A 23,757-nucleotide genomic window follows, 5' to 3' on the forward strand; every position below is an offset into this window, starting at 1 on the left:
AATATCAGGCTTGCCCGGACCATTTGAATTCCAGCCTTTCGAGGCCACACTTCACCTCTGCCGCACCCATGAAAAGACGCCACAGGAGGCCGGATCGGTAATTCTCCATCATCGCGACGACCGGGCCTTGATTGGTTGCCAGATGCGTTTCCGCCACCCATCCCGTTCTCGGAGAGAACGCATCGACGAAACCGTAACGGCCCAGCAGCCTGCCATTCTCATAAGCCACGAAGTACTCCATCGCCGCTTGCGCCTGATGGGGCAAAACGGGGAAGCTGGATAGCGCAGCGGTTGGTGCGATGACCCCGCCATCGACGGTGGGCGAGAAAGCGCGGTAACCTTTCGGTCCGTCGCAAGCCGTCAGTCCCCATATCGGGCTATCGGGAAATTTGGACTTGCAATAGTCGTGGTTGATGCGCGCATGAGCCTCGGCCTGCTTCTGATAGTCGCAGTAGAGATCCTTCAGGCCATAAGGTTTCAGGCCACAGAACGAATATTGTGACAGGAAAAGCGGCCCGCCGAATGGTTCGCCAAGAGGCAGAACGGTGCCGAGATAGTCCTTGCCGTTGACCATATCCCCATGTCGCGCCCAGCCATTGTGGTAACTGGCCGGCGAAATGGAATGTGCCTCGGCCCCCGCAGCCAGCACATAGGACACCAGCGCCTCGTTCCAGCCCGTGATTGGAACATTGCGCGCCCAGCGAAATTTGGGGCTCCAGTGCCAGAAAAGCGGGCCATCCGTTCCGCGCGTGAACCAGTTCCACTCCACGGTCCGAACCAGTTCATCCGCGACCTTTTGGATTGCCATTTCCTCTGGCCTGTCGTCAGCAAAATATTCTCTTACGCAGATCACGCCCTGCATCAGGAACGCGGTTTCCACCAGATCGGCCCCATCGTCCCGCTTCCCGAAGGGAATGACCTCCAGCGTAGCCGCGTGCAGGAAGTGCGGGAACGCGCCGTGAAACCGGGGAGCGGAAGAGAGCGATTGCAGCATTTTCGCAACCCGCGTTACCGCCTGCTCACGGCTGATCCAGCCTCGCTCCGCACCGACGACAATGGCCAGAAGACCGAAGCCGATGCCGGAAACGGACGCAATCTCGTTGATGACATTGCCGTCGGATCGCATTCGGTCTCGGGGCAGGCCACTGACCGGGTTGGACCCGGCCCAGAAATATTCGAATGTTGCGCTGTGGATGTCGTCTAAAAGATCGACCTGAAAGCGGGAGGTCTGCTCGATGTGTTCTTTTTGCAATCTTACTCAATCACCGCCGACAAAGCGGTCACTCCTGACTACATTCATAAAATATCGGTAGGCTCAGCTTCTTCTTCAAGGCTTAATGCGGCAGCGGCAGGTTGGTTCAGTACCCGGTCATTTCCAGATAGCCTACCCCGTTCGTACTTCCGTCAAACGAGATCGGCCCCTCCCAATAGGGCGTGGACGTGGCCATCCATGATGCGTCGTTGAGCGCCCTGGTCGTGATATCGAGCTCTTTCGAGGGAATTTTAACGCGCCAGGAAACGGGGATTTCGCGGCCATTCATCGTTGCGCGCTTCAACGGCTCCAGAACCACATCGCCCGATGCCAGAGGCATCGTCCTGCCATCCGCTGAAATCCAGTTTGCGGAGATATAGCCAGGACCCGCATCACGCAGACGAAACGCCATGACCTTTTCACCGGAAGCGAGATGCAGCGAGAACCAGTCCCAGCCGGTCTGGTCCGAGGCGAGCGGTTGTGAGGACCATTCCCGATCAAGCCATGCCTTTCCAGTGACTTTCACGGCCTTGCCGTTCAGAGTGACTTCTCCCGCCACCTCGTAAAACGGCTGGGAGTAATAATAGCTCGCCTGACCCGCTTGCGACTTGACCGAGAATCCACGATCTCCCTGAAGCACCAGCGGCGCTTTGGCTGCAAGCTGCAGTTGGTAGCCGAAGTCCTGACCGGTTGCCTTCAGGGACAAATGATCGATTGCGTCCGCAGCCTCATCACCTCTCATATGCCAGTCATCGATCCACGCTTCGAACGGCGAGGCGTTGACACCAGCCTGACCGACCCCGCCTCTGCCCAGCCGTTCCGCCACATAATGATGGTCGGCTGTCGTTACAGCCGCATGGCCTATCCAGATTTGCGGGCTGGACCAGCCTTCCACGTCCTTGGGCGCAAGCGCAGAACGGAACAGCGTCCATTGGGCACCGAGCGCACGTCCGTCTTCCGTCGTCAGATTGGCGGTGACGTACCACCATTCGATCCTGAAATCGGGATGGGGTCCATGGTCCTTGGGAAAGGAAAGTTCGGTGCCGCGTTCGGGAACTGTAAAACCTTCCGCATCCGATCCGAGGCCAGCAAAGCCCTGAGCCTGAACCAAGGCCGGAGCGAAAGTGAGGAGCATGAGGATGAGGCGGCAGATGCGACTAGCGTTCATTGGCAAACACTCTCAACAAATCGGCAGGATCGATTGTCGCCAGCCTCCGCACCGGCAGCAGAATGGAGGCGAGAGCCGCGACAAGCGCGATGCCCCCCAATTGCAGCCATTCGACGGGAAAGATCATCATCGGCAGTTTCCAGCCAAAGGCTTCCACATTGACGATGGAAAGCAGCACCCATGCAAGCGCCAGCCCCACGGGAATGGCCGCGAGGAATGTGGCGAGCCAGAGGGCGAGTGTTCTCCATACTTCGAAAAGCGCCAGCTTTCTGCGCCGCACGCCCATGGCCCAGAGGGGCGCAAGTTGCGGCAATCGGATGCCGGAAAGCGTCAGCAGGCTCGCAAACATGGCGAAACCAGCGACGGCAAGCGTCAATATGTTGAGCGCCGCAGTCACGGCAAATGTCTGCTCGAACACGGCCTGAGACTGTTTCTTGAGTGAAGCCTGATCGATGATATTGCCTTCCGGCAAGCCAAGCTCCGCAACCATTCTTTGCTTGATTTCCGGCGCAAGTGCCGGATCGACGCGCACGCCGTAGCGAAGTTTCGGCACATCCGGGTAATGTCGAGCAAGCGCGTCTACTCCAACCATCACCTGCCCGCGTGGGTTACCATAGTCGGAATAAACGCCCACCATCGTCACGTTCCAGCCGCCGGGGAGAGCAACGTCTTGCCCAACCTGCAGGTGTTTTTCACGCAAAAGCTGCTCATTGACAAGCGCACCCTGCCCCTGAGCAAGCGCGTCCCATGCGCCCGGCGCCTGTTCGAGCGGCCAGTGATCCCGATACGTGGCATGATCCGCGACACCGGAAATCTGGATTTGCTGGTCAAGCACCTCACCCTCGATACCCCAGATAGGCAAAACCGCTTCCGCATGTTGCGGCAGCCATGCTCTGAGGCGGGCGGCCTCTGGCTCATCTCGTGCCGTGACGTAAAGCTCCGCAACGAGGCGTTGGTCCAGCCAGCCGAGAAAAGTCATCCTGAAGCTGGAAACCATCGTGCCGACGCCGACATTGGCCGAAAGGGCAAGAAGCAGCGCCATAAGCGCCAGCGAAAGGCCCGGCAATTGCAGACGCGTATCGGCCCAGAACCACAGCGTCAGCGCCTTGTTCGAACGCGCTTCGGCCAACCTGATGATGACGGTCAAAAAGGCGGGAAGAATCAGCGCCGCCCCGAGGAGCAGACCCACCAACACGATGAAACCTGATACCAGCCCCGAACCCGCCACAGCCACGACCGCCGCAACAAGCAGCAGAGCCGCACCCGCCGAAGCCTGAAGCCGCAGGGAAATGGCGGAAGCGCGCGCCCATGCGCGCGGTTGCGAGGCGGAAAGGATAGGCATTGCGCGCACGCGCCAAAGGCTTTGCGCGGATGAAAGCGCCGTTCCAGCCAGCGCCATTCCCAACCCCGCAGCCCACCATTCTGGCCGCAGCGAAAGGCTACCGGGAACGCTTGCGCCGTAAAGTCCGCGAAGCGTGGCGGAAACCCCGGGTAGAAGAGATGATGCGAGGAAATAACCGATCACCACACCCAGCAACCCAGACAACAGGGCCAAAAGCATGATCTCTATGACGAGCATCGCGGTTAGCGCGCGCAGAGACACGCCTAATCCACGTATCGTGCGGAAGCTCGCGCGTCGCTGCTCGAAAGCAAGTCCTGTAGCTGAGTAGACGATAAAGAGGCCGACGATGAAGGCCAGAAAACCGAAGGCCGTGAGATTGAGATGGAAGCTGTCCGTCAGACGGGCCATGTCTGGCCTGTCTTCCGTGGTCTGCATTGTCAGTTCCGGCGCGATAGCGTCGATTGCGGGCAATCCCGGACGCTGATCAGGCGCGACCACGAGGCGGGTGAGCTTACCGCCACGGTTCAGCAAACGGTCCGCTGCGGAGATGTCGGTAAAAGCTGCGCCGTCAGGAATATCGTTGGATATTTTGAGCGGCATGTCTGTTTCACCCGCCAGCCGCTCCGCGGTCGCGCGCGACACCACGAGAACACCCTGCCCTCCCACAAACTCGACAAGTTCCGACGAACCGGAGATGGTGACGAGCCTACCTTCGCTCGGCATGCTCAAAGGATCGATGCCGATCAGCTTGATCCTGACCGTGCCGAACCTGTAGTCGCCTTCGATAACGGGTGAAACATTCCATCCGGCCCGGCGCAGCTTGGCAAAGCTTTGGAGCGGGATGGAGCCTCCGTCCTTTGCAACGAGGCGGGCAAGCCCGCTTTGCTCCAGAATGGAAGCCGAGCGTGCGTAGCTTGCCCGCGCCTCAGCATTGATGGCTTGAACGCCGGACCAGAGAGCAGTGGCCAAAGCTATGCCCAGCACCAGCGTCAAAAGCTGCAAAGGCCGATAGCGCCAATGCGATAGCAGAGCGTAAAAGGCGGTCAGCGTCATGAAGCGATCTTTCCACCACGCAGAACCACTTTTCGGTCCAGCTTGTCCGCCAGCCGAATGGAATGTGTGACGAGAAGAAGCGCCGAACCCGCGCTCTTGCTGAGTGACAGCATCAGATCGAGAACGGTATCTCCGGTTTCTTCGTCCAGATTGCCTGTCGGCTCATCCGCAAGGATCAGCGCTGGACGCGCAGCCAGAGTCCGTGCAACGGCAACCCTCTGCTGCTGGCCACCGGAGAGTTGTTCGGGATATCTCTTATCCAGCGATGAAAGGCCGAGCTGCTCTATCAACTCCCGCTCCCAATCCGCATCATGGCGTCCTGCGAGCTTTGCATGGAAAGCAATATTGGCGGCCACTGTCAGCGAGGGAACGAGGTTGAACTGCTGGAACACCAGCCCGACTTCAGTGCGCCGGTATTCGGCGCGCCCCGCCTCATCCAGAAGCGCCACATCGCGACCGCGCACGAGGATCGAACCGCTATCAGGCCGATCCAAACCTCCTACGAGGTGAAGCAACGTGCTCTTGCCGCTACCGGATTCACCCGTCAAAGCAACGCTCTGCCCTTCATCGACTGCCAAATCGATGCCGCGCAGAACGGCAATCTTGCCTTCTGCGGTCTCATAGGATTTGCTGACATTTGAAAGGGATAGAAGCATCGCTCAAGATTTCACATTCACGGTTTCAAACTTTTTCCTTAGCGGCAGGAAGGCCTTATGCTCCCAGGGGCCGCCGAGATAACTCCAAAGATCGAGACCCGAAACGGTGATGTGACGAGGCTGGAAGTCGGAGCGGAGTTCAGCATAAAGCCGATCCGCGCCCGCGCGCGAGACTTTATTCTGAACAGTGATATGGGGTTTGAATTTCTGCCTGTCCTGCGGACCGGGCCATGAGCCAAAACGTTGGAAAAGATCGGCCCTCAACTCTTGCAGTTCCGGGCTTTCGATATCGAAGGCAACGCCTGCGCCAAGGTGCCGGATGCCGCTGATCCACGCATTGAAGGACTGCCGCTGGTTCACGCTTTCCGCCGCCAAAGCCATTGCCTCTTCGAGAACGCGTCCCGGCAGGTGATGAAATATCGTGATATGTGCTTTCAGATAATTGCGTTCCGGCGGAAAATGCTCCCGCCTTAGCCGGTCGAAATAATCCATATCGTCCGGCGGCACATGCGCCGTGACGATGATGGGTGGCAGGGCGCTACGAGCGCTCTGCAGTGTCATCGACAACGTCTGTTTCAGGCCGGTCGCCGCCGCTGACATGCTGCGATTGCCAGCGTCCGTCTGCCAGCTGGTAGGAAATATCCACTTCCTCACCGCCCATCTGCTGACGCTCTGCGGCATCTCTCGCCGCTTCCAGCGCGCTGTCGTGATCAGGAAATGTTTCGGACCAGACATCGCCAACACGGTAAGCAAACCCGCCATCGTGTTCACCGACATGATATGTAACTGCCATCGATATTCTCCTTTTGAAGGCCTCTCGCAAACGTCGCGGCAGCGGAGATGTTCCCGGCGGAAAGCAGTACCGCTGGGTCAGGTGACCCGTTCCTTGGCGGTTCTCATGTTCCGACGTTCCCAACTGACTAGAACAAGGCTCGCGGCGACGATGAGGATTGCGCCGATGAAGACATTGATGGCCGGTATTTCCGTCCAGATGGCATAGCCGTAAATGAAGGCCCAGATCAGCCCGGTATATTCCACCGGTGCAAGCGAAGACGCGGGCGCGTGGCGGAAACCTTCATAGAGAAGATATTGCCCGATGGTCGAGACCAGTCCGACGGTGATCATCAAAAGCCACCCCTGCGCATCCGGGTTTTTCCAGAGCCAGGGAAAGGACAGCGCGCAGGCGATGCCGAACAGCGCGCTTGTCGCATACATCTGCGTCAGCGTCGTTTCGCTTCGGCTAACGAGCCGAATGAGTATCGTGCTCCACGCCCAACAGAAACCCGCGACGATACAGAGCGCAGCCGGCAGCCAGTTCGGTGAATGCGCGGGATTGGCGGCAACGACGACGCCAACGAAACCGACTGCGCAGGCAATCCAGCGCCCGGCACCGACCTTTTCCTTCAACACGAAAATCGACAGCACCATCACCATGATCGGCGCGGAGAAATAGAGCGTGGTCAGCTCCGCCAGACCCAAATAGCGCGCGGAACTGTAAAACAGCATCCACGCAACAAGCATCAGTGCCGCTCGGATGACCACGGTGCCTCGATATTTGCTTTTGAGAATGGAAGGGTGGCGGTAATGACGCGCCAGAATGCCGGTGATCAGAACGATGACCGCGCTTCGCACGAAGAGTATCTGCGGAACCGCGTAACTCTCCACCAGCCATTTCACCAGCGCATCCTGCAAAGCGAAACAGGAATAGCCCATGGCCGCCAGCCCGATGCCGAAAAGCGGCCTTGCTTCCAATGATCCTGTCATGCCTGTCACCACAGATGCTGTTGATGATCTGTACTAACCGAGTCCTCTGTCCCGATCCATGAAAATGCGAAAGCGCCCGATTTTGGTCGGGCGCTCGCGAGTTTTAAAGGATGTGCAACAGGCTTTAGAACAGCGCATCGGCAAAGAGGTCGTCATCATCCTCCATCTTTGCCGCCGCTGCTGGGGAAGCCGCGCTGGAGGCCGTTGCAGCAGGCAGATAGCGGACGTGGATGTCACGTTCCTGAGCCATGGTGTAGAGTTTGTAGACGCGGGTGGCGAGGCCTTCGATCCTGTCCGCGAAAGCTGAAACATCCGCGTCGAACCCTTCCGACAGTTGCGCGGCGATACCGCAGCACTCGTTGAAGGTCGAGCCAAGCTCGCTTTCGAAATCGAGCGTGACCACGGCAGCGCTGATGCGGCTGAACACGGCCTGGCCTTCTGCGGCAAGGGCTTCCATGCCCTGCTCCATCTGCGAGCGGGCACCGCGAATTGCTTCGAGCGCTTCCGTGAGCGGCGCGGTGAAATCCTGCGACAGACCCTGCCCCTGTTGAACCAGTGTATGCGTCGCGGCTTCAACGCGCTGCAAATCCTCCACGATGGCATCGGCTGGCGTTTCCAGTTTGCCAGCAAACACGCGCATTTCGCCGCTAACGACGTTGACCGAGCGACCCGCATCACCCAGCTTGGAGCAACGCAGGTTGGAGTTCAGCGCCATGTAATGAATGTCGATCTTGATCGAGCGGAGAACTTCGATGCCGCGCAGCAATTCTTGCGCACTCTGGGTGACGGAGAGAACGACTTCATCCGCATCCGCACTGCTGCCCTGCACGCGCTCGGCCAGTTTGCAAGCCTCGACAATGTCGCGTTCCATCAGCGAAAGCACGTTGCTATCGCCCTTGGAGGTACGGTCTACCAGTTCATCGCGCAGCGAAAGGATGCGGGCTGCATCGTCCGTGAAGCTTGAAATGCTGGTGAAAATCTTGCCGCAGTCGCGCTGGAAGTCCGCAGCTGTTTCGTCCATTTGCGCGCTTGCCAACTGCATGAAGGCTTCGCGCAGGATGTGATGTTCATTCGCATCCAGTGCAGCACCGTCGGAAGAGGAAACAAACTCCTCAAGCAGTTGAAGCATGCTCTGAATGTGCTCGATGCGCTGGCGGGTGATATCGCCGATCTGGAGTGAGGAGAGGACCGAACCGATCTTTCCCTGCACGCCCTGCGCGATTTTCTTCACCTGCGCGGCGATATCGGCCATTTCCTTGTGCTGCGTGGAAATGCGCGCGGAATTTTCGGTCAGGCCCTTGATGATGGGCGGAATGGTCGTGCCGAAATCCGAAAGCGTGTTCGAGGAGAAGGAGCGCGCGTTTTCAAGCTGAAGGCGCATGGCTTCGAGATTGGCGGCGAAGCGACCCACTTCATCGGCACCGGATTGAATGCGCTCGCGAATTTCGTCCGCAAAACCGGCGAATTCGGCAAGTCCCGCACCGGCAATCTTCACCGTTACGGCAAAGGTCTTGAGATAGCGGATCGTCTCGTGAATATCATCGATATGCCCACCCGTGGAGGAGCACATATTGGCCAAGGCTTCGAAGCCAGCCTGACGCTTCTGCTCGGTATCGGGCAGTTGCGCGAGATCTGCGATGGTCTTGCGCAGGCCGGCAATGGTGCCTTCTGCGGTCTTGCCATCCAGCGTGCCTGTCATTCCGTCGAGAATGCCGATCAGGTCGTTCAGGATTTCCATGACGGAAACGAGAACCGCGCCGCCATCGAGAAACCTCTTCTCGATACGGGCATGTGCCGCCGTCAATTTGGTGTTGAACTCAGACTGAAGGTCCGTCTGGTAAGTCCTGTTCACCTTGAGCATGGTATTCATCGTCGTTTCCCGATCTCGCGTCATGCAGAAAAATTACGCGAGACCCTGAAACGGCAGGTAAATGCCGCACACGCAAATCGGGAAAATCAGATTTACGGTTAATGTAAAGGTGAAGAATTTTCCGGTTTCTTGCCACGAGACAAGAAATGATGGTCAGTTACGCCATTTTCCAGCGTCATTCGTTGCATCGTCCTTGTGGAAAAAGCGCGATGCGGCTTCGGTTCTATTTCTCACATTCATCTTTTTGTAGATGTTGCGAACGTGAACCTTGACCGTATTTTCCGACAATTTCAGACGGTCGGCGATGATCTTGTTCTGTGTTCCCTTGCACAGAAGATCGAGTATCTGCACCTCGCGCGTGGTCAGTGCGGAGAATTCATCTTTCTTTGCAGCAAGCGCATCGGCGCGGTTGGCGACCACGGCGCGCGTATCATACACGGTGCGAGAGGAGACTTCCGGACCGGCTGTGAGCTTGCCCAGCAGCGCAGACGGAAAATGCTCGCCACCCTTTATGAGAAGATCGACCGCCGCCAGAAAAACATCGAGCCGCAGATTCAATGGAAGAACGCCATCGATGATGCGCGTTTCCACCAGTTGCTTGAGATAGGTCTCGATCATGTCGATCGCGTCGATGACGAGCGCTATACGGGCATTGGGATGCTTGAAGCGGAGCTCGTCCAGCAAATCCTCCAGCTGTGCGCCGGATAGCTTATAAAGAAGGACGAGTTTGACGTCCTGAATATTCCGGCTTGCGACATTGCCAGACGGACCGTCGCTGATAACGTCGCAAGCTGGAAATTTCTTTCCGAGTGCCTCCACGAGACATTCGGAAAAAAGATCGGCGTTGGCTACGACAAGGATACTGCCGCTCGTTGATAGGATTTTGTTGTTTTGCTTCGCATCGATAACCCTGGACGCAACCATGAACATATACGCCTCCCTGTAGCGTTACGCGTTGACTTCTTCTTATTGCCAGAGCTTCCACACACATCAGTCGGGCCGATTAGCAGTTCCCCGGGCAGCCATTTATTAGTTATTTATTAATGATGAAAATTAGTACGAAATTGCGACGAAAGAAATTGCCCGAAAGGGTTAGATCGCTGATTAGGGCGCCAAAATGCAAAAAATTTTTGCTTGAGAATACACTTACGTAAGCAGAGCAAAAATTAAGATAAAAAAATAAAAGCCAGCAGTTTTAAATTTTATGCTTCATAACCAAAGGCTGAAGGCTTTTCTTGAAAATAAAGAGAAATATAGCCGATGCGACCGTTTTGAGATTTTGCTGTGATCTGGCGGGTGGGTCAATATCTGTACGATTTGCACCCAGCTTTATCTGAAAGGGGCTGGGGAGTGCCTACTGCTTAATCCCTTTTAGCAGCTAGAAACGTTCGGCCAAGTCGGACACAGTCTGCCCCGTTGCCACAGAGCGCAACCGGCCAGCTACGACAGCATCACCTTGTGTTTCGATGTTGCAGGCACGACCGAGAGGGAAATGACCAAACAAATGAAGCATGTAATCCGCACCACCCCGTGGCGCGGAACCGGATATGCGCATGTCGGTAACTTGCGTCCTGTGCAGTCCCAAAAACAGCGAGCCCGAGCAAGGGCCAATGCGAACCGCAGACGACCGGTACTGCTTACGTCTGCATATGTGAACCTCGGAGTGAGCGCGAAAATAATCCCATAAAAGATGAGAGGGATTTCGAAATGCTGCTCCGAACTCTTTTTCGGAGGGAATTGAAATGGGTTACAACAGCCAGCCAGCAGGCGACGACATCACGAAAATCGGTGCACTCTCTGAAGGGTTCGCCAACACAGCGACCAATGACAGCAATGTCGATGACAGCAACGTTGGAACGAACAACGGCGGCAACCGCGACAACACCTATAATTCTCAGGATAACAGCACCAATCTCAATGCGAAGGTCGACGTCGATGTGGCTACTGACAACGGTAACAATCGCGACAACAGCTATGATTGGAACTATGACAGCAAGACAACCAATTACAGCGACAACGACAACACGACCAACACCAAGACGACCAATATCAACGATGCCGATACGTCGGTAAAGAGCGACTATGACTGGAGCTACGATAGCAAGACGTCGAGCTACAGCGATAACGACACCAAGGTCGTCAACACCACGGATTCCGACAATAAGTCGTTCAGCTATACCGACAACGACACGAACACCGACATCAAGACGACGACGGGCAGCTTCAACGACTCCTTCGCCAAGACCGATACGGATTTTGCGACGCTCGATCATGTCAAGGATTTCGGTAACCTCGGTATCGCCAGCGGCGATATCGCCTTCAATCTCGGTGACGACTTCTCCTTCTCCCTCAACGTGGACAATATTCTCAACAACTCGTTGAATGGCGACGGAGCCGACAGCGCATTCAGCGTCGTTCAGGCAAGCCATCTGGCCGATCAGGACAGCGCTTACAACATCAGCATGAACAACCAGGATGCGCACAACGATCTCAGCGCCAATGGCGGATCGGCACATGGCGCGGAAGGTATGGAAATGGACGGCAAGGGTTGGGACCTCAAGACAGGCGACGACGCTTCCGGCTCCAGTTCCGCCAACGCATCGGCAATCCTTGCGAACTCCGGCTACCATCTGGAACTGGTACAGGGTGCAAACCTTCTCACCAACTCCTTCGACGGCAGCGCGGTTGGTGGCGACTCCCACCATGTCGGCGAAGACGCAAGCTCCTGATTTCTCCCCCAAGCATGAACTGCACCGGCATCCGCCGGTGCAGTTTCCGGTTCAGGGTTAACCGGAAGACCATGATCGCAGGCTGATCCGCCTACAAGTCAAAGAACTTGGGACTGGTGGAGGCCCGCTCTTGGTCTGAAGAGGAGGGAGAGCCAATGTACACCGACAAAATCACGGACATGATCGCCCACTTCATCGGTCTCTTCGATGCAGACATGGACGAAGCACGGCTCAGAACACGCTACACGGAAGGGCGCTCGGAGGATGCCGATCACCAGTTGCCTCAGGATCGACAGGCAGCGAACGACGACCCCAATTATGACGTATCCTTGCAGGATTTCGATCCCGGCGTGAAATACCGTGCCGCTATATTTCATCTCAACCACACCCGCGCCGGGCATGCCCACACTTTTGAAGACAGTCTTCATAAGCTCCGGGAGATCGCTTCTCGGGACTTGAGCACGCCCCATTTTCGCGCGCACGGCCATGGTGGCTATGAGGAAGATCGCAGCGAGCTTATGCTTTATGCCGGTCCCGGATCCTCGATCACGCACGTCTCGCAGCTTACCCTGCTTGAAGACGACGATTACCTGAACATGACGGATGGCCCCAACCAATATCGGGACACGTCATTCGTCACGCAGCGTACTGTCGAATATTATAACGAGGCTGCACAGTTCACACCTTTCAATGCCTATCACCGCACCGATACCTATGAAGGTGTCCAGTCGATTGCGCGCGACGTGCATGACTTCGCGATGCAATCGCGTGAGCATGAGGTAACGTCACTGGGGACGGGCGCCGATCAGGATTTCGTCATTGCGGACACATCGATCAACGGCACCTATATCAACGGCGTATTGTCGGCTGAAAAACCCGACATCGATGACTTCATGCCCGATCGCGGCATCGCCAAACCATTAGGTGAGCCGGAAAAAAGCGACATTCCGCTGGAAAGCCATGGGGCTGCCCCCAACACGCTGGATGTGGCTGCCGGGGCAAACATAGTCGCCAATCTGCTGTCGGTGACTGACACTTCGGTCATCTCGCCTGTTTTGGCGGTGATGGGAAATTATCACCAGATCGATGCCATCACACAGTCGTTTGTTTACAGCGATCACGACAGCATCGATGCGGCATTCTCGGTGAAAGAGGACCACGCTGGAACCGTGGCCAATAACATCGCCAGTTTCGAACGCAGCAACTGGAGCCATAATGGGGACGCTGGTAGCAGCGACGCGACCGATAGCACAATCTTCCCAACCGCGTGGCGCGTCAGTTATGTGCAGGGCGACGTGTCTTTCGTCCACTGGATCGAGCAATATCATTTCGTTTCCGACAACGATACGATGACTGTCACCACCTCCGGTGCAGATGTCAGCGTACTAACGGGCGGCAACAGCGCAATCAATCTTGCGGGCTTTCTGGGCATCGGCATGCAGTACGATCTGGTTATCGTTGGCGGCAACGTCATCGATATGAACATGATCTCGCAAATTGCCGTCCTCTACGACAACGACACCATCCATGCCGCCACGGGAGCGCCCGATGCTTCGGTCCAATCCGGCAACAACCTCCTCTGGAACGAAGCTTCGATCCACAACATAGGCAGCAATGATCGCTTTGCTGCCATGCCGGATTACATGAACGACGCGGTAAAAGCGATCAACGAGCGAGACCCGCATATGCCGGAGGGCCTTTCTACAGACCCCAATTTCGCGGGTTATCCGGGCCTCAACGTCCTTTACATCACCGGCAACGTCTATGACGTGACCTATTTGAAGCAGGTCAGCGTCCTGGGCGATTCCGATCAGGTCACGCTGGCAGCATCGAAGGTTCTGGCGAACAATGAAGATGCCACCGTCCATATCGACACTGGCAGCAATGCGGTCGTCAACATCGCCAGCATCGTCGATTACGATAGCTTCGGCGGTTCGACTTATGTCTCCGGTAACCTCTATTCCGATTCCGTGCTGATCCAGGGCGGTATCGTGGAGCACGATACCGCCGACACGCACCCGACCGGCGACAAGCTCGCCAATGAAGTCATCGCATTTCTCGATGACGGACATCACACAGACCACAGCGCTGACTTGACCATCAATGGCGGCCATGACCTCTCCTGGTCCCAAGCCCACCCTGTCGATGTCATGCAGACCGCCGTCGCTTGAGCGACGTCTTTTCAGGGGAAACGAAATGGATCACATTTCAAAAAACAGGCTGGATCAGGGGCATCCGCTTAATCTGGAAAACAAGCCGAGTTGCCTCGATGAAAACACCCGCCTTAGCGAAGCATGCGTGGCAGCGATCAACGATGCCGTTGAAAATCTGCGTCAACTTTCGGAGACGAATGCATGGTCTTCGACGGCCACAGTTACCGAAACCCCAACGGCCAAACCCGCCGAGGGTAAAACTGTCCCGCGGGTTGAACCCGCCCTTCGCGATGCACCGACTGACAAAACGGACCTCAAGTCTCCTCCCCCTGAAATGCCCTTCGTCAAAACTATCGATAATAATGATGGTCCCATTCGTGAAAATGAGCGCAGGGCGGTTACAGGCGGAGGCGGCAACGGAAAAGAGCCCGACCTGAACGGGGGCGGAGGCGGCGGTGGAGGTGGCAACAAGAACGGCTTCCACAAGCGCAGCGAGCCCGTCAATTTCGCTGCAAGCCTTGCCAAGGGCATAGCGGCAGTACGGCGCAACATGGTCATCGTGATGCTCTTCACGGTGGCGATCAATGTTCTGCTTCTGGCTATTCCGCTCTATCTCTTCCAGATTTCAGACCGTGTTCTCACCAGCCGTTCCATGGATACGCTGGTCATGCTGACAATCGCCGTTATCGGGGCGGTGCTGCTGCAGGCCTTCATGGACTCCATCCGCCGCTTCATTCTCATGCGCACCGCCGTAGAGCTGGAAGTGCAGCTTGGCGCACCGATCCTCAGCGCGGCAGCACGCGCATCACTGCATGGCAACGGCAAGGATTATCAGATATTACAGGACCTTCAGCAGCTTCGCTCCTTTCTGACATCAGGAACGCTGATCGCCTTTCTGGACGCGCCGCTGATGCCATTGTTCGTGCTGGTGGTCTATCTGGTTCACCCGCATCTCGGCATCATCATCATGATCTGCTGTGCTGCGCTATTCTTCATTGCCTGGCTGAACCAGAAGTTCACGGCCCACCAGTTCGCCGAAGCAAGCGGCTATCTCAGCCGCGCAAACTTCCACCTCGATTCCATGTCCCGCAACTCGCAGATCATCAATGCGCTGGCCATGATCCCCGAGGCAGTGAAGATGTGGGGTCGCGAGACGGCTGGTTCGCTGAAGTCCCATGTGGCGGCGCAGGACCGGAACATCATGTTCTCCGGCGTTTCAAAAGCCTGCCGCATGATTACCCAGATCGCATTGCTGGGTTGGGGTGCCCATCTCTCGCTTTCGGGTGAGCTGACCGGTGGCATGGTCATCGCGGACTCCATCGTTTCCGGTCGCGCGCTGGCGCCCATTGAAGGCGCTATCGAGGGTTGGCATCAGTTCAACAAATCGGCCTCCTCATACGGCCGTATCAAGCAGCTGCTGGTCAATTCGCCGTTGAACTTTCCACGCCTTCGCCTGCCGAACCCGGAAGGCCGACTGGATGTGGAACGTATCCTTTTCGTCCCTCCTCCGCAGAAAAAAGTGGTTCTCAACGGCATTTCCTTTTCTCTCAGAAAGGGTGAATCGCTTGCTATCATCGGCAATTCCGGTTCCGGCAAAACGACGCTCGGCAAGATGCTGGTGGGCTCGATCCTGCCCACATCGGGGAATGTGCGGCTGGACCTGATGGACCTGCGCAACTGGGATCAGCGGCAATTCGGTGAAAGCATCGGATATTTGCCGCAGGACGTGCAGCTCTTTCCCGGCACGATCAAAGCAAATATCTGCCGCATGCGCGATGACGTGGACGACCGGCAGATTTACGAGGCAGCGGTTCTCGCCGATGTTCATGAGCTGATTGCGAGCTTCCCTCAGGGCTATGAGACGGTTGTGGCAGCGGATGGCGCACCGCTTTCCGGTGGACAGAAGCAGCGCATTGCGCTTGCCCGTGCCTTCTTCGGAGACCCGAAATTCGTCGTGCTCGACGAGCCGAACTCTAACCTCGATACGCAGGGTGAGCAGGCGCTGGCCAAGGCGCTGTTGCATGCCAAGAAACAGGGCATCACAACGGTCACAATCACGCAGCGCCCTGCACTTCTGCAATGCGTCGACAAGATCATGATCCTGAAAGACGGCACGGTTGCCATGTTCGGTGAACGCGTGGAGGTTCTTCGCGCCCTGTCCGGCAACAAGGATCAACCGAACACTCAAGCTCCGCGGATAGAAGGTTGAATGCCATGGTTTTCAAACGCAAGCAAAAGCCATCGGAACAGGGCCAGATCGAGTGGTACAGCGAGGTGCCGCGTTCCATCCGCATGTATAGCGTGACGGGTCTCGCCGTTCTCTTCGCCTCCTTCGGTGGCTTCGGTTACTGGGCAGGTACGGCACCGCTCGCCTCGGCCATCATCGCGCAGGGCAGTTTCGTGGCAACCGGCAACAACAAGATCATCCAGCACCTCGAAGGCGGCATCATCAAGGAAATGATGGTGGGCGAAGGCGATGTGGTGAAGGAGGGCGATATTCTTCTCACTCTCGATAAAACGGCGGCTCTTTCCAATGAGCGTATGCTGAAGCTGAAACGCCTCCGCCTGGAAACCATCGTTACGCGCCTTCGCGCGGAGGCACAGGGTGCCAAGGCGTTCAAGATACCGGAAATCGTCATGGTGGAAGCCAGTGATCCGGACGTCAACTCCATCATCCAGAGTCAGAATGTCGTCTTCCACAGCAAACTGAACAAGCTTGAGGAACAGCTTAATCTTACTGAGAAAAACATCAAATCCCTGGAGTTTCGCTACACCGGCTACCAAGGCCAAAAGGCCGCTTTCGAGCGTCAACAGTCACTCTTGGAGCAAGAACGCGACGCCAAGCAGAAGCTGGCGAAAGACGGCGTGATCCGCAAAACGGATATGCTGGCACTGGAGCGTGCCATTGCCGATGCAATGGGTGACATTGCCCGGCTAGATGGCGAGATGAACCAGAGCGAGGCCGAAATCGCAAAATTCAGACAGGAAGCAATTATCGCAGTGAATTCCAATAAGCAGGCTGCGTTGGATGCGCTGGAAACTGCCGAGTCCGATCTCGACAGCGTTCGCCAGCAATTGCGGGAAGCAGCCCAGGTTCTGGACCGCACGGTTATCCGCTCGCCCGTCAATGGAACGGTCATCCGGTCCTATTATCACACCGCAGGCGGCGTCATCACCACCGGCAAGCCGATCATGGAAATCCTGCCAGCGCATGTGCCGCTTATTCTTGAAGCGCAGGTTTTGAGAACCTCCATCGACCAGTTGCATGAGGGGCAGACCGCAGCAATTCGCCTTTCCGCCCTGAACCGCCGCACTACGCCCGTGCTGAACGGAAAGGTTTTCTACGTTTCCGCCGACAGCATCGAGGAAAATGCAGGGCTTCAGGTGAAGGACGTCTACATCGTTCGCGTACAGGTGCCGGATGAGGAAATCGCAAAAGTCCACGGATTCCATCCCGTCCCCGGCATGCCCGCGGATGTGCTGATCCAGACCTCCGAGCGCACGTTCTTCGAATATCTCGTGAAACCAGTCGAAGACAGCATGTCGCGCGCTTTCAAGGAGAGATAACTCTAAAGGCGCAATAGCATTTCTCCGCACCCGCGCTATCATATCTTCAGGTCGGGGATGGAGAGCGCCATGGCGGCAATGTCCGAGGTCTTGTTGCTGGTCGGTCGTCTCAACTATGTCTGGACGAACACCGAAAGCCTGCTCATTTACGTGATTGCCCATCTGTTAAAGGTCGACAAGGAGGCGGCAATCGTCGTCTTCCTCACCCTCAATACCACGCGCGCGCGCATCGACCTTGTGGAGCGTCTGGCCAAGCTGCGGCCCACGTCGGCATCCGACCGAAAAGCCATCATCAGCCTCACCTCACGGCTGACGAAAGAAGCGCGGGTGCGCAACAAATACAATCACTGCATCTATTCATTCGATGAGAACGGCGACATTTCCAGCACGCAACTGATGCGGCTGGTGGAGGACGACAAGCAGGTTCGCTACGGCAAGGTGGAACCGGTGGACGATAATGAGATAAAGTCGCTGGAAGGCTCGATTGCCGAAATCGCTGCGATCAGCAAGGATATATGGACCTTCCTCAAGGGCAGCGAGCGCGTGTCTGCCATGTTATAAAGCGGCGTGGCGGAAGGTGAGATTGTAGCGGAAGCGTCCTGCGTCCTCATGCAATCCATCCTTCAGCGTCAGGATACCGTGATAGAACAGACGCGACGGCCCGCCCCAGACGACGACATCGCCGTGCTGGAGTTGATACTTGCACACCGGATCCGTTCGGCTGAGGCCGCCGAACTGGAAGGTCGCAGGCAGCCCGAGCGACACGGAAACGATGGGATTGGAAAAGTCCTTCTCATCCTTATCCTGATGCAAAGACATTTTCGCGCCCGGCTCGTAGCGATTGATGAGGCAGGCATTGGGCGTGAAATCGGGATAGCCAGCCTCCTTCGCCGCGCTTACGGCAAGCGACAAAAAGCTTTCCGGCATCGGACTCCATGGTCTGCCTGTCTCGGGATCGCTGCGCTCATAGCGATAGCCACGGCGATCCGTCACCCAGCCATAAGTGCCGCAGTTCGTCATCGCCACGGACATGGAAAACCCTCCGGGTGTGACCATGTGACGGAACGGTGATTCCGAGGCGATACGGCCTATTTCGCCGAGCAATGTCTGTGCTTGGGGCAGCACACGACCCCGCAGCAACAACGCGCCGTCGGCCATTACTTCCAACTGGGGCCGCTTTGGCTCCAGACTTGCAAAAAGGTCATCCATCATCATGCAGCATTCCGGCTTCCAGCCTCTATGGATTGATGCAGAACCGGCGAATATCCTGCACTCAATGACTTTAATGTCGAAGGCGGGGTCAGAAGACCTTCCACGAAGGGAAGCCGGATTGCCTGCTGATAGCCGCGCGGGCTCCACTGATAAGCATTCCCTCCCGCCATCAAATAAGCTTTTCCGCCTGCCGCGATCATAGCCCCGTCCGGCAGATCCTCCAAAGGCGAAAGCAGCATGTTCACGCGCTTGCGTTTCAGCTGCAACCGCTCCCGATGCAAAACCCTGTCGATCTCTTTCGCGGATGGAGAAGAGGAGCCATTACCTTCCGCCCATGCCGCCGCAAATTTTCCTGCCTCTTCACTGCGGCAGAGAAAGCAGGGACGATGCCCGGCGGCCAAGGCCGTCGCTTCATCGAAGAAGAACAGTTCCGTCCAGCTGCGCGTTGCCATCACATCACGCCGCACGTCCTTGTAGCTACAGCTGCATATGATCCAGGATTTCGAAGTCCACCTCCTGCTGGTCAGCGTGCGTGTATCGGGATCATGGATGATGCCGCGATTTCCCGTAAACAGCCCACGCATCGGCAGATCGAGAATCTCGCCGAATGGATCGACGCGGTTTTGGAGTGGCATGTCGTTCCTCCCTCGCTTTTTTAGCAGCACACGCAGAACGACATGAGAAATAGACAGTTTTAGGGAGAAGTAATTGGGGAATGCGTAAATGTGTCGTTAAGCCTGTTGGCCCATACCCTTTACCTACCTCTCCCAAACTGCCGGAATTTGCAATGCGCCAGAAACTCTTCTCCTCCGAAAGACCGGATGTCATCTACGCCGTTGGAGACGTTCATGGCTGCCTTGACCTGCTGCTCATGCTTCAGGCCAAGATCGATGCGGATGCGGCGCGCGAAAGCGGGACGAAGTGGATCATCATGCTTGGTGACTACGTGGATCGCGGGCCAAAATCCTCGCTGGTTCTGGAAGAACTGATGCAGCCAGTTGCGGGAAATATCCAGCGCTTCTGCCTTGCGGGAAATCACGAAGAAACCATGCTGGATTTCATTCGCAATCCCAGCCGCGATCATCTCTGGCTGGAATTCGGGGGCATCGAGACGCTGAAATCCTATGGAATCGGCAATATTCCTTCCGATAGCCAGCACTTGCGCTCACTGATCGATCAGGCAATTCCTCGCCAGCACACGGACTTCATCGCCACCCTGCCCTCGCTTCTTTCAGTACCCGGACTTTGCTTTGTCCATGCAGGCATCATCAATGGTGTTCCGCTGGATCAGCAGCACGATAAGCATTTATTGTGGGTGCGCCCAAACCAGCAGGCCGTGCCGGAAGCGCCAAACCCGTTCCTGACCGTGCATGGGCACACGCCCATCCGGCAGGTCGCACTCGTAAACAATCGCCTGAACGTCGATACCGGCGCGTTCATGACCGGTCGCCTGTCCGCGGTCAAAATCAAAAATGACGGCGCGATCACCGTCATGACCTCAGACTGATAGACAAAGAAAAAGCCACCGGCTGAGCATCAACCGGTGGCTATGGATAGAACTGTGCCGGATTGTCTCCGGCACTTTTATTTTAGTGGTTGTCGCGCGGCAGACCCTTGGTCTGGGCGATGCGCTGGTACTTCACCGCAGGCTCGAGTACCGCGCCTGTTTCCATTTGGCTGACGATGCCGCGCTGGATTTCCTGCCAAGGCGTCTGGTGGTCGGGGAATTTGTATCCGCCTTCCGCATTCAGCGTCTCGTAGCGCTTTGCCAGTTCTTCCGGCGAAATCAGGATATCCGCCTTGCCCTGGCCAACGTCGATGCGCACGCGGTCGCCTGTTTGCAGAATGGCAAGACCACCGCCAGCAGCGGCTTCCGGCGAAGCGTTGAGGATCGACGGGCTGCCCGAGGTGCCGGACTGACGACCGTCGCCGATGCATGGCAGCGATGTGACGCCCTGCTTCAGCAGGTAATCCGGCGCACGCATGTTGACGACTTCCGCAGCACCCGGATAACCGATTGGGCCTGCACCGCGCATGAAGAGAACCGTGTTCGCATCGATACCGAGCGACGGATCGTCGATGCGGTGGTGGTAATCTTCCGGACCATCGAACACCACGGCCTTGCCTTCGAAGGCTTCGGGATCGTTCGGGTTGGACAGGTAACGGTCGCGGAATTCCTTGGAAATCACGCTCGTCTTCATGATGGCGGACGAGAACAGGTTGCCACGCAGCACGCGGAAACCGGCACGCTCCTTCAGCGGTTGATCGTAAGGACGGATGACCTTCTCATCTTCGATGATGGCACCACGGCAGTTATCGCCAATGGTCTTGCCATTGACCGTCATCGCGTCTTCCTTGATGAGGCCCTGGTTCATGAGCTGGTTGACGACGGCTGGAACGCCACCGGCATGGTAATAATCTTCACCGAGATATTCACCGGCAGGCTGAAGGTTCACGAGAAGCGGAACGTCTTCGCCATAAGTCTGCCAGTCATCGACCGTCAGCTCTACGTCAAGGTGGCGGGCAAGGCCGTTCAGGTGGATCGGTGCGTTGGTAGAGCCGCCGATTGCCGAGTTGACGCGGATGGCGTTGATGAAGGCATCCTTGGTCATGATGTCGGAAGGCTTCAGGTCTTCCTTGACCATCTCAACGATACGCAGACCGGTCAAATAGGACACTTCCTGACGGTCGCGGTACGGAGCCGGAATAGCGGCAGAGCCCGGAAGCTGCATGCCCAGCGCTTCGGCCAGCGAATTCATGGTCGTTGCCGTACCCATGGTGTTGCAGTAGCCGGTGGACGGTGCGGAAGACGCAACGAGCTTTACGAAGCCCTGATAATCGATCTCGCCCTTTGCCAGAAGTTCGCGGGCCTTCCAGACGATGGTGCCGGAGCCGGTACGCTCACCACGGAACCAGCCGTTCAGCATGGGGCCAACGGACAATGCGATGGCAGGAATGTTCACGGTGGCCGCCGCCATCAGACAGGCAGGCGTGGTCTTATCGCAACCGATTGTCAGAACGACGCCATCGAGCGGATAGCCGTAGAGAACTTCCACGAGGCCGAGATAGGCAAGGTTACGATCCAGACCGGCGGTCGGACGCTTGCCGGTTTCCTGGATAGGGTGAACCGGGAATTCGATGGCAATACCGCCCGCTTCGCGAATGCCTTCGCGCAGACGATTTGCCAGTTCAAGGTGATGGCGGTTGCACGGAGAAAGGTCGGAGCCCGTCTGCGCGATACCGATGATCGGGCGGTCGGACTGCAATTCAGCCTGGCTGAGGCCGAAGTTCATGTAACGCTCCAGATAGAGCGCCGTCATGTCGGCGTTTGCGGGGTTATCGAACCATGCGCGAGAACGCAGTTTCCCGCCCTTGCCTTGAGTTGTGGGTAGGTTGTTCGAGTCGGTCATTATTCTGGTCTCCAGCCGAAAGTGGCGAATGGGTACGATAATAGGAATGCGTCGAGCTTGTGGTGAACAGCGGAAAAAGGCGCTCCAAAACAGCGCGAATCGCAATCACCCGGCCAGGGACAGTGCCCTAAGTGGCTTGGCTTTTGAAAGCAGTCGCTGAGGATCGACACGAAATTTCCGCCCTGGTTCGTTCTTTTGCGCCCTGATTGCAGCGAGGAACGGTCCACACTGAGCCAACATCAGGGCTTTGATATTCATATTACTATTTCTCCTGCGAAGGAGTTGTCAAGTAAAGCAAGGGCGGGTTCCGTCGCGTCCTCGGAAAATATTTTTGAGGTAATTTATATTGTAAAATAAGGATAAATTCTCGTTTTCTCAGTTCTGAGCAGCCGTCCGGGCTTTCCATTTCGCTAAAAAGCTCTTTTCAAAGATAATACTATATGCTCATATCGATGTCGTCATAGCTGAGTTCATCTCTGGGAGGATTAAAGATGAAAAAAGCAATCGCGGCAGTTACTGTCGCCTTTTCCGTATGTCTGGCATCCGGCGTTTCCGCAAAAACATTGACCGTCGGCTTCTCGCAGATCGGCTCTGAATCCGGCTGGCGCGCGGCAGAAACCACCGTTACCAAGCAGCAGGCCGAGAAGCGTGGCGTTACGCTGAAGTTTGCCGATGCCCAGCAGAAGCAGGAAAACCAGATCAAGGCTATTCGCGGCTTTATCGCACAGGGCGTCGATGCGATCTTCATCGCGCCGGTCGTTGCAACGGGCTGGGACGCCGTTCTGAAGGAAGCCAAGGAAGAGAAAATCCCTGTGATCCTTCTCGACCGCCAGATCGAAGCACCTGACAACCTCTACCTGACCGCCGTGACATCCGATCAGGTTCACGAAGGCAAGGTCGCCGGTGACTGGCTGGTGAAGGACGTCGGTTCGAAGGACTGCAAGGTCGTTGAACTTCAGGGCACCACGGGCTCCTCGCCCGCCATCAACCGCAAGAAAGGCTTCGAGGAAGCAATCGCTTCCCACAACAACATCAAGATCGTCCGCTCGCAGACCGGTGACTTCACCCGCACAAAGGGCAAGGAAGTCATGGAAAGCTTCATCAAGGCAGAAGGCGGCGGCAAGGACATCTGCGCTGTTTACGCCCACAATGACGACATGGCTGTCGGCGCGATCCAGGCCATCAAGGAAGCTGGCCTGAAGCCCGGCACGGATATCAAGGTCGTGTCCATCGACGCGGTTCCGGATATCTTCAAGGCAATGGCGGCTGGTGAAGCCAATGCTACCGTCGAACTGACACCGGACATGGCTGGCCCGGCATTCGATGCGCTGGACGCTTACCTCAAGGACAAGAAAGAGCCGAAGAAGTGGATCCAGACGGAATCCAAGCTCTATACGGCATCTGACGATCCAATGAAGGTTTACGAAGCCAAGAAGGGCCTCGGCTACTAATAGGCGAACCAGAGCGAAGCGGCGTGTCAGCGCGCCGTTTCGCCGACTATCGACAAGGATACAATTCTCTCCTTCGTCATCCTCGGGCTTGACCCGAGGATCCATGGCTCGGTGGTGGATCCTAGGGTCA

General features: G+C 56.7%; 19 protein-coding genes. 7 read left to right on the plus strand and 12 right to left on the minus strand.

The window, feature by feature from the left end:
• Positions 1-4: 4 nt before the first annotated feature.
• The 9 genes from CFBP5473_RS15710 to CFBP5473_RS15750 all read right to left on the minus strand — a co-directional run bounded on the left by CFBP5473_RS15710 (position 5) and on the right by CFBP5473_RS15750 (position 10,035).
• The gene (locus CFBP5473_RS15710; protein ID WP_328703248.1) at positions 5-1,252 is read right to left on the minus strand and encodes a glucoamylase family protein; all 1,248 of its coding nucleotides are present in this window, start codon (positions 1,250-1,252) and stop codon (positions 5-7) included.
• 106 nt (positions 1,253-1,358) lie between these two features.
• Positions 1,359-2,420 carry a lipocalin-like domain-containing protein gene (locus tag CFBP5473_RS15715; RefSeq protein WP_027676094.1) on the minus strand — a complete coding sequence of 354 codons (1,062 nt, stop codon included), beginning with the start codon at positions 2,418-2,420 and terminating at the stop codon, positions 1,359-1,361.
• Positions 2,410-4,815 carry an ABC transporter permease gene (locus CFBP5473_RS15720; RefSeq protein ID WP_027676095.1) on the minus strand — a complete coding sequence of 802 codons (2,406 nt, stop codon included), beginning with the start codon at positions 4,813-4,815 and terminating at the stop codon, positions 2,410-2,412. Before CFBP5473_RS15720 ends, CFBP5473_RS15715 begins: the two co-directional genes overlap by 11 nt.
• On the minus strand, positions 4,812-5,471 hold the full coding sequence (locus CFBP5473_RS15725) for an ABC transporter ATP-binding protein (RefSeq protein WP_027676096.1): 660 nt from the start codon (positions 5,469-5,471) through the stop codon (positions 4,812-4,814). The genes CFBP5473_RS15720 and CFBP5473_RS15725 overlap by 4 nt, the downstream gene beginning before the upstream one ends.
• 3 nt (positions 5,472-5,474) lie before the next feature.
• Entirely contained in the window at positions 5,475-6,032 is a 558-nt protein-coding gene (locus CFBP5473_RS15730; protein WP_051441322.1) for a 2'-5' RNA ligase family protein, read from the minus strand.
• Positions 6,010-6,264 carry a DUF2188 domain-containing protein gene (locus tag CFBP5473_RS15735; RefSeq protein ID WP_027676097.1) on the minus strand — a complete coding sequence of 85 codons (255 nt, stop codon included), beginning with the start codon at positions 6,262-6,264 and terminating at the stop codon, positions 6,010-6,012. Before CFBP5473_RS15735 ends, CFBP5473_RS15730 begins: the two co-directional genes overlap by 23 nt.
• A gap of 77 nt (positions 6,265-6,341) precedes the next feature.
• Positions 6,342-7,235, minus strand: coding sequence for a DMT family transporter (locus tag CFBP5473_RS15740; RefSeq protein WP_037171205.1), 894 nt, complete (start codon positions 7,233-7,235; stop codon positions 6,342-6,344).
• Positions 7,236-7,359: 124 nt separating this feature from the next.
• On the minus strand, positions 7,360-9,105 hold the full coding sequence (locus CFBP5473_RS15745) for a methyl-accepting chemotaxis protein (RefSeq protein WP_234881837.1): 1,746 nt from the start codon (positions 9,103-9,105) through the stop codon (positions 7,360-7,362).
• 153 nt (positions 9,106-9,258) lie between these two features.
• Positions 9,259-10,035, minus strand: coding sequence for a helix-turn-helix transcriptional regulator (locus CFBP5473_RS15750; protein WP_027676100.1), 777 nt, complete (start codon positions 10,033-10,035; stop codon positions 9,259-9,261).
• An 812-nt stretch (positions 10,036-10,847) separates the two neighbouring features.
• Here CFBP5473_RS15750 and CFBP5473_RS15755 point away from each other — a divergent pair.
• The 5 genes from CFBP5473_RS15755 to CFBP5473_RS15775 all read left to right on the plus strand — a co-directional run bounded on the left by CFBP5473_RS15755 (position 10,848) and on the right by CFBP5473_RS15775 (position 18,115).
• Positions 10,848-11,834 carry a hypothetical protein gene (locus CFBP5473_RS15755; protein WP_027676101.1) on the plus strand — a complete coding sequence of 329 codons (987 nt, stop codon included), beginning with the start codon at positions 10,848-10,850 and terminating at the stop codon, positions 11,832-11,834.
• Between the two features lie 155 nt (positions 11,835-11,989).
• On the plus strand, positions 11,990-14,005 hold the full coding sequence (locus CFBP5473_RS15760) for a hypothetical protein (protein WP_027676102.1): 2,016 nt from the start codon (positions 11,990-11,992) through the stop codon (positions 14,003-14,005).
• A gap of 25 nt (positions 14,006-14,030) precedes the next feature.
• Positions 14,031-16,196: a type I secretion system permease/ATPase gene (locus tag CFBP5473_RS15765; RefSeq protein WP_027676103.1), complete on the plus strand. Its 2,166-nt coding sequence runs from the start codon at positions 14,031-14,033 to the stop codon at positions 16,194-16,196.
• Between the two features lie 5 nt (positions 16,197-16,201).
• Positions 16,202-17,554 carry an HlyD family type I secretion periplasmic adaptor subunit gene (locus CFBP5473_RS15770; protein WP_037171229.1) on the plus strand — a complete coding sequence of 451 codons (1,353 nt, stop codon included), beginning with the start codon at positions 16,202-16,204 and terminating at the stop codon, positions 17,552-17,554.
• A 69-nt stretch (positions 17,555-17,623) separates the two neighbouring features.
• On the plus strand, positions 17,624-18,115 hold the full coding sequence (locus CFBP5473_RS15775; protein WP_027676105.1) for a hypothetical protein: 492 nt from the start codon (positions 17,624-17,626) through the stop codon (positions 18,113-18,115).
• Here CFBP5473_RS15775 and alkB read toward each other — a convergent pair.
• Both alkB and CFBP5473_RS15785 read right to left on the minus strand, forming a co-directional pair.
• Positions 18,110-18,763: a DNA oxidative demethylase AlkB gene (alkB, locus tag CFBP5473_RS15780; protein ID WP_027676106.1), complete on the minus strand. Its 654-nt coding sequence runs from the start codon at positions 18,761-18,763 to the stop codon at positions 18,110-18,112. The genes CFBP5473_RS15775 and alkB overlap by 6 nt on opposite strands.
• Positions 18,764-18,765: 2 nt before the next feature.
• Positions 18,766-19,401, minus strand: a complete 636-nt coding sequence (locus CFBP5473_RS15785; RefSeq protein ID WP_027676107.1) for a hypothetical protein — start codon at positions 19,399-19,401, stop codon at positions 18,766-18,768.
• A 152-nt stretch (positions 19,402-19,553) separates the two neighbouring features.
• Here CFBP5473_RS15785 and CFBP5473_RS15790 point away from each other — a divergent pair, with 152 nt between their 5' ends.
• Positions 19,554-20,273, plus strand: coding sequence for a metallophosphoesterase (locus CFBP5473_RS15790; RefSeq protein ID WP_051441323.1), 720 nt, complete (start codon positions 19,554-19,556; stop codon positions 20,271-20,273).
• Between the two features lie 82 nt (positions 20,274-20,355).
• Here CFBP5473_RS15790 and CFBP5473_RS15795 read toward each other — a convergent pair whose 3' ends face one another.
• Complete coding sequence (locus CFBP5473_RS15795) at positions 20,356-22,176, minus strand: IlvD/Edd family dehydratase (protein ID WP_027676108.1); 1,821 nt, start codon at positions 22,174-22,176, stop codon at positions 20,356-20,358.
• A gap of 491 nt (positions 22,177-22,667) precedes the next feature.
• On the opposite strand from CFBP5473_RS15795, the gene ytfQ reads away from it, so the two are divergent.
• Positions 22,668-23,627 carry a galactofuranose ABC transporter, galactofuranose-binding protein YtfQ gene (gene ytfQ / locus CFBP5473_RS15800; protein WP_027676109.1) on the plus strand — a complete coding sequence of 320 codons (960 nt, stop codon included), beginning with the start codon at positions 22,668-22,670 and terminating at the stop codon, positions 23,625-23,627.
• Positions 23,628-23,757 lie beyond the last annotated feature (130 nt).

This window comes from Agrobacterium larrymoorei, from assembly GCF_005145045.1.
Taxonomy (GTDB): Bacteria; Pseudomonadota; Alphaproteobacteria; order Rhizobiales; family Rhizobiaceae; genus Agrobacterium; species Agrobacterium larrymoorei.

What these genes read in the sequence shown, in the direction of transcription:
- CFBP5473_RS15715 (WP_027676094.1), bottom strand. Translation starts at nt 2,420, where the DNA reads ATGAACGCTAGTCGCATCTGCCGCCTCATCCTCATGCTCCTCACTTTC.
- CFBP5473_RS15720 (WP_027676095.1), bottom strand. Translation starts at nt 4,815, where the DNA reads ATGACGCTGACCGCCTTTTACGCTCTGCTATCGCATTGGCGCTATCGG.
- CFBP5473_RS15725 (WP_027676096.1), bottom strand. Translation starts at nt 5,471, where the DNA reads ATGCTTCTATCCCTTTCAAATGTCAGCAAATCCTATGAGACCGCAGAA.
- CFBP5473_RS15730 (WP_051441322.1), bottom strand. Translation starts at nt 6,032, where the DNA reads ATGACACTGCAGAGCGCTCGTAGCGCCCTGCCACCCATCATCGTCACG.
- CFBP5473_RS15735 (WP_027676097.1), bottom strand. Translation starts at nt 6,264, where the DNA reads ATGGCAGTTACATATCATGTCGGTGAACACGATGGCGGGTTTGCTTAC.
- CFBP5473_RS15740 (WP_037171205.1), bottom strand. Translation starts at nt 7,235, where the DNA reads ATGACAGGATCATTGGAAGCAAGGCCGCTTTTCGGCATCGGGCTGGCG.
- CFBP5473_RS15745 (WP_234881837.1), bottom strand. Translation starts at nt 9,105, where the DNA reads ATGAATACCATGCTCAAGGTGAACAGGACTTACCAGACGGACCTTCAG.
- CFBP5473_RS15750 (WP_027676100.1), bottom strand. Translation starts at nt 10,035, where the DNA reads ATGTTCATGGTTGCGTCCAGGGTTATCGATGCGAAGCAAAACAACAAA.
- CFBP5473_RS15755 (WP_027676101.1), top strand. Translation starts at nt 10,848, where the DNA reads ATGGGTTACAACAGCCAGCCAGCAGGCGACGACATCACGAAAATCGGT.
- CFBP5473_RS15760 (WP_027676102.1), top strand. Translation starts at nt 11,990, where the DNA reads ATGTACACCGACAAAATCACGGACATGATCGCCCACTTCATCGGTCTC.
- CFBP5473_RS15765 (WP_027676103.1), top strand. Translation starts at nt 14,031, where the DNA reads ATGGATCACATTTCAAAAAACAGGCTGGATCAGGGGCATCCGCTTAAT.
- CFBP5473_RS15770 (WP_037171229.1), top strand. Translation starts at nt 16,202, where the DNA reads ATGGTTTTCAAACGCAAGCAAAAGCCATCGGAACAGGGCCAGATCGAG.
- CFBP5473_RS15775 (WP_027676105.1), top strand. Translation starts at nt 17,624, where the DNA reads ATGGCGGCAATGTCCGAGGTCTTGTTGCTGGTCGGTCGTCTCAACTAT.
- alkB (WP_027676106.1), bottom strand. Translation starts at nt 18,763, where the DNA reads ATGGATGACCTTTTTGCAAGTCTGGAGCCAAAGCGGCCCCAGTTGGAA.
- CFBP5473_RS15785 (WP_027676107.1), bottom strand. Translation starts at nt 19,401, where the DNA reads ATGCCACTCCAAAACCGCGTCGATCCATTCGGCGAGATTCTCGATCTG.
- CFBP5473_RS15790 (WP_051441323.1), top strand. Translation starts at nt 19,554, where the DNA reads ATGCGCCAGAAACTCTTCTCCTCCGAAAGACCGGATGTCATCTACGCC.
- CFBP5473_RS15795 (WP_027676108.1), bottom strand. Translation starts at nt 22,176, where the DNA reads ATGACCGACTCGAACAACCTACCCACAACTCAAGGCAAGGGCGGGAAA.
- ytfQ (WP_027676109.1), top strand. Translation starts at nt 22,668, where the DNA reads ATGAAAAAAGCAATCGCGGCAGTTACTGTCGCCTTTTCCGTATGTCTG.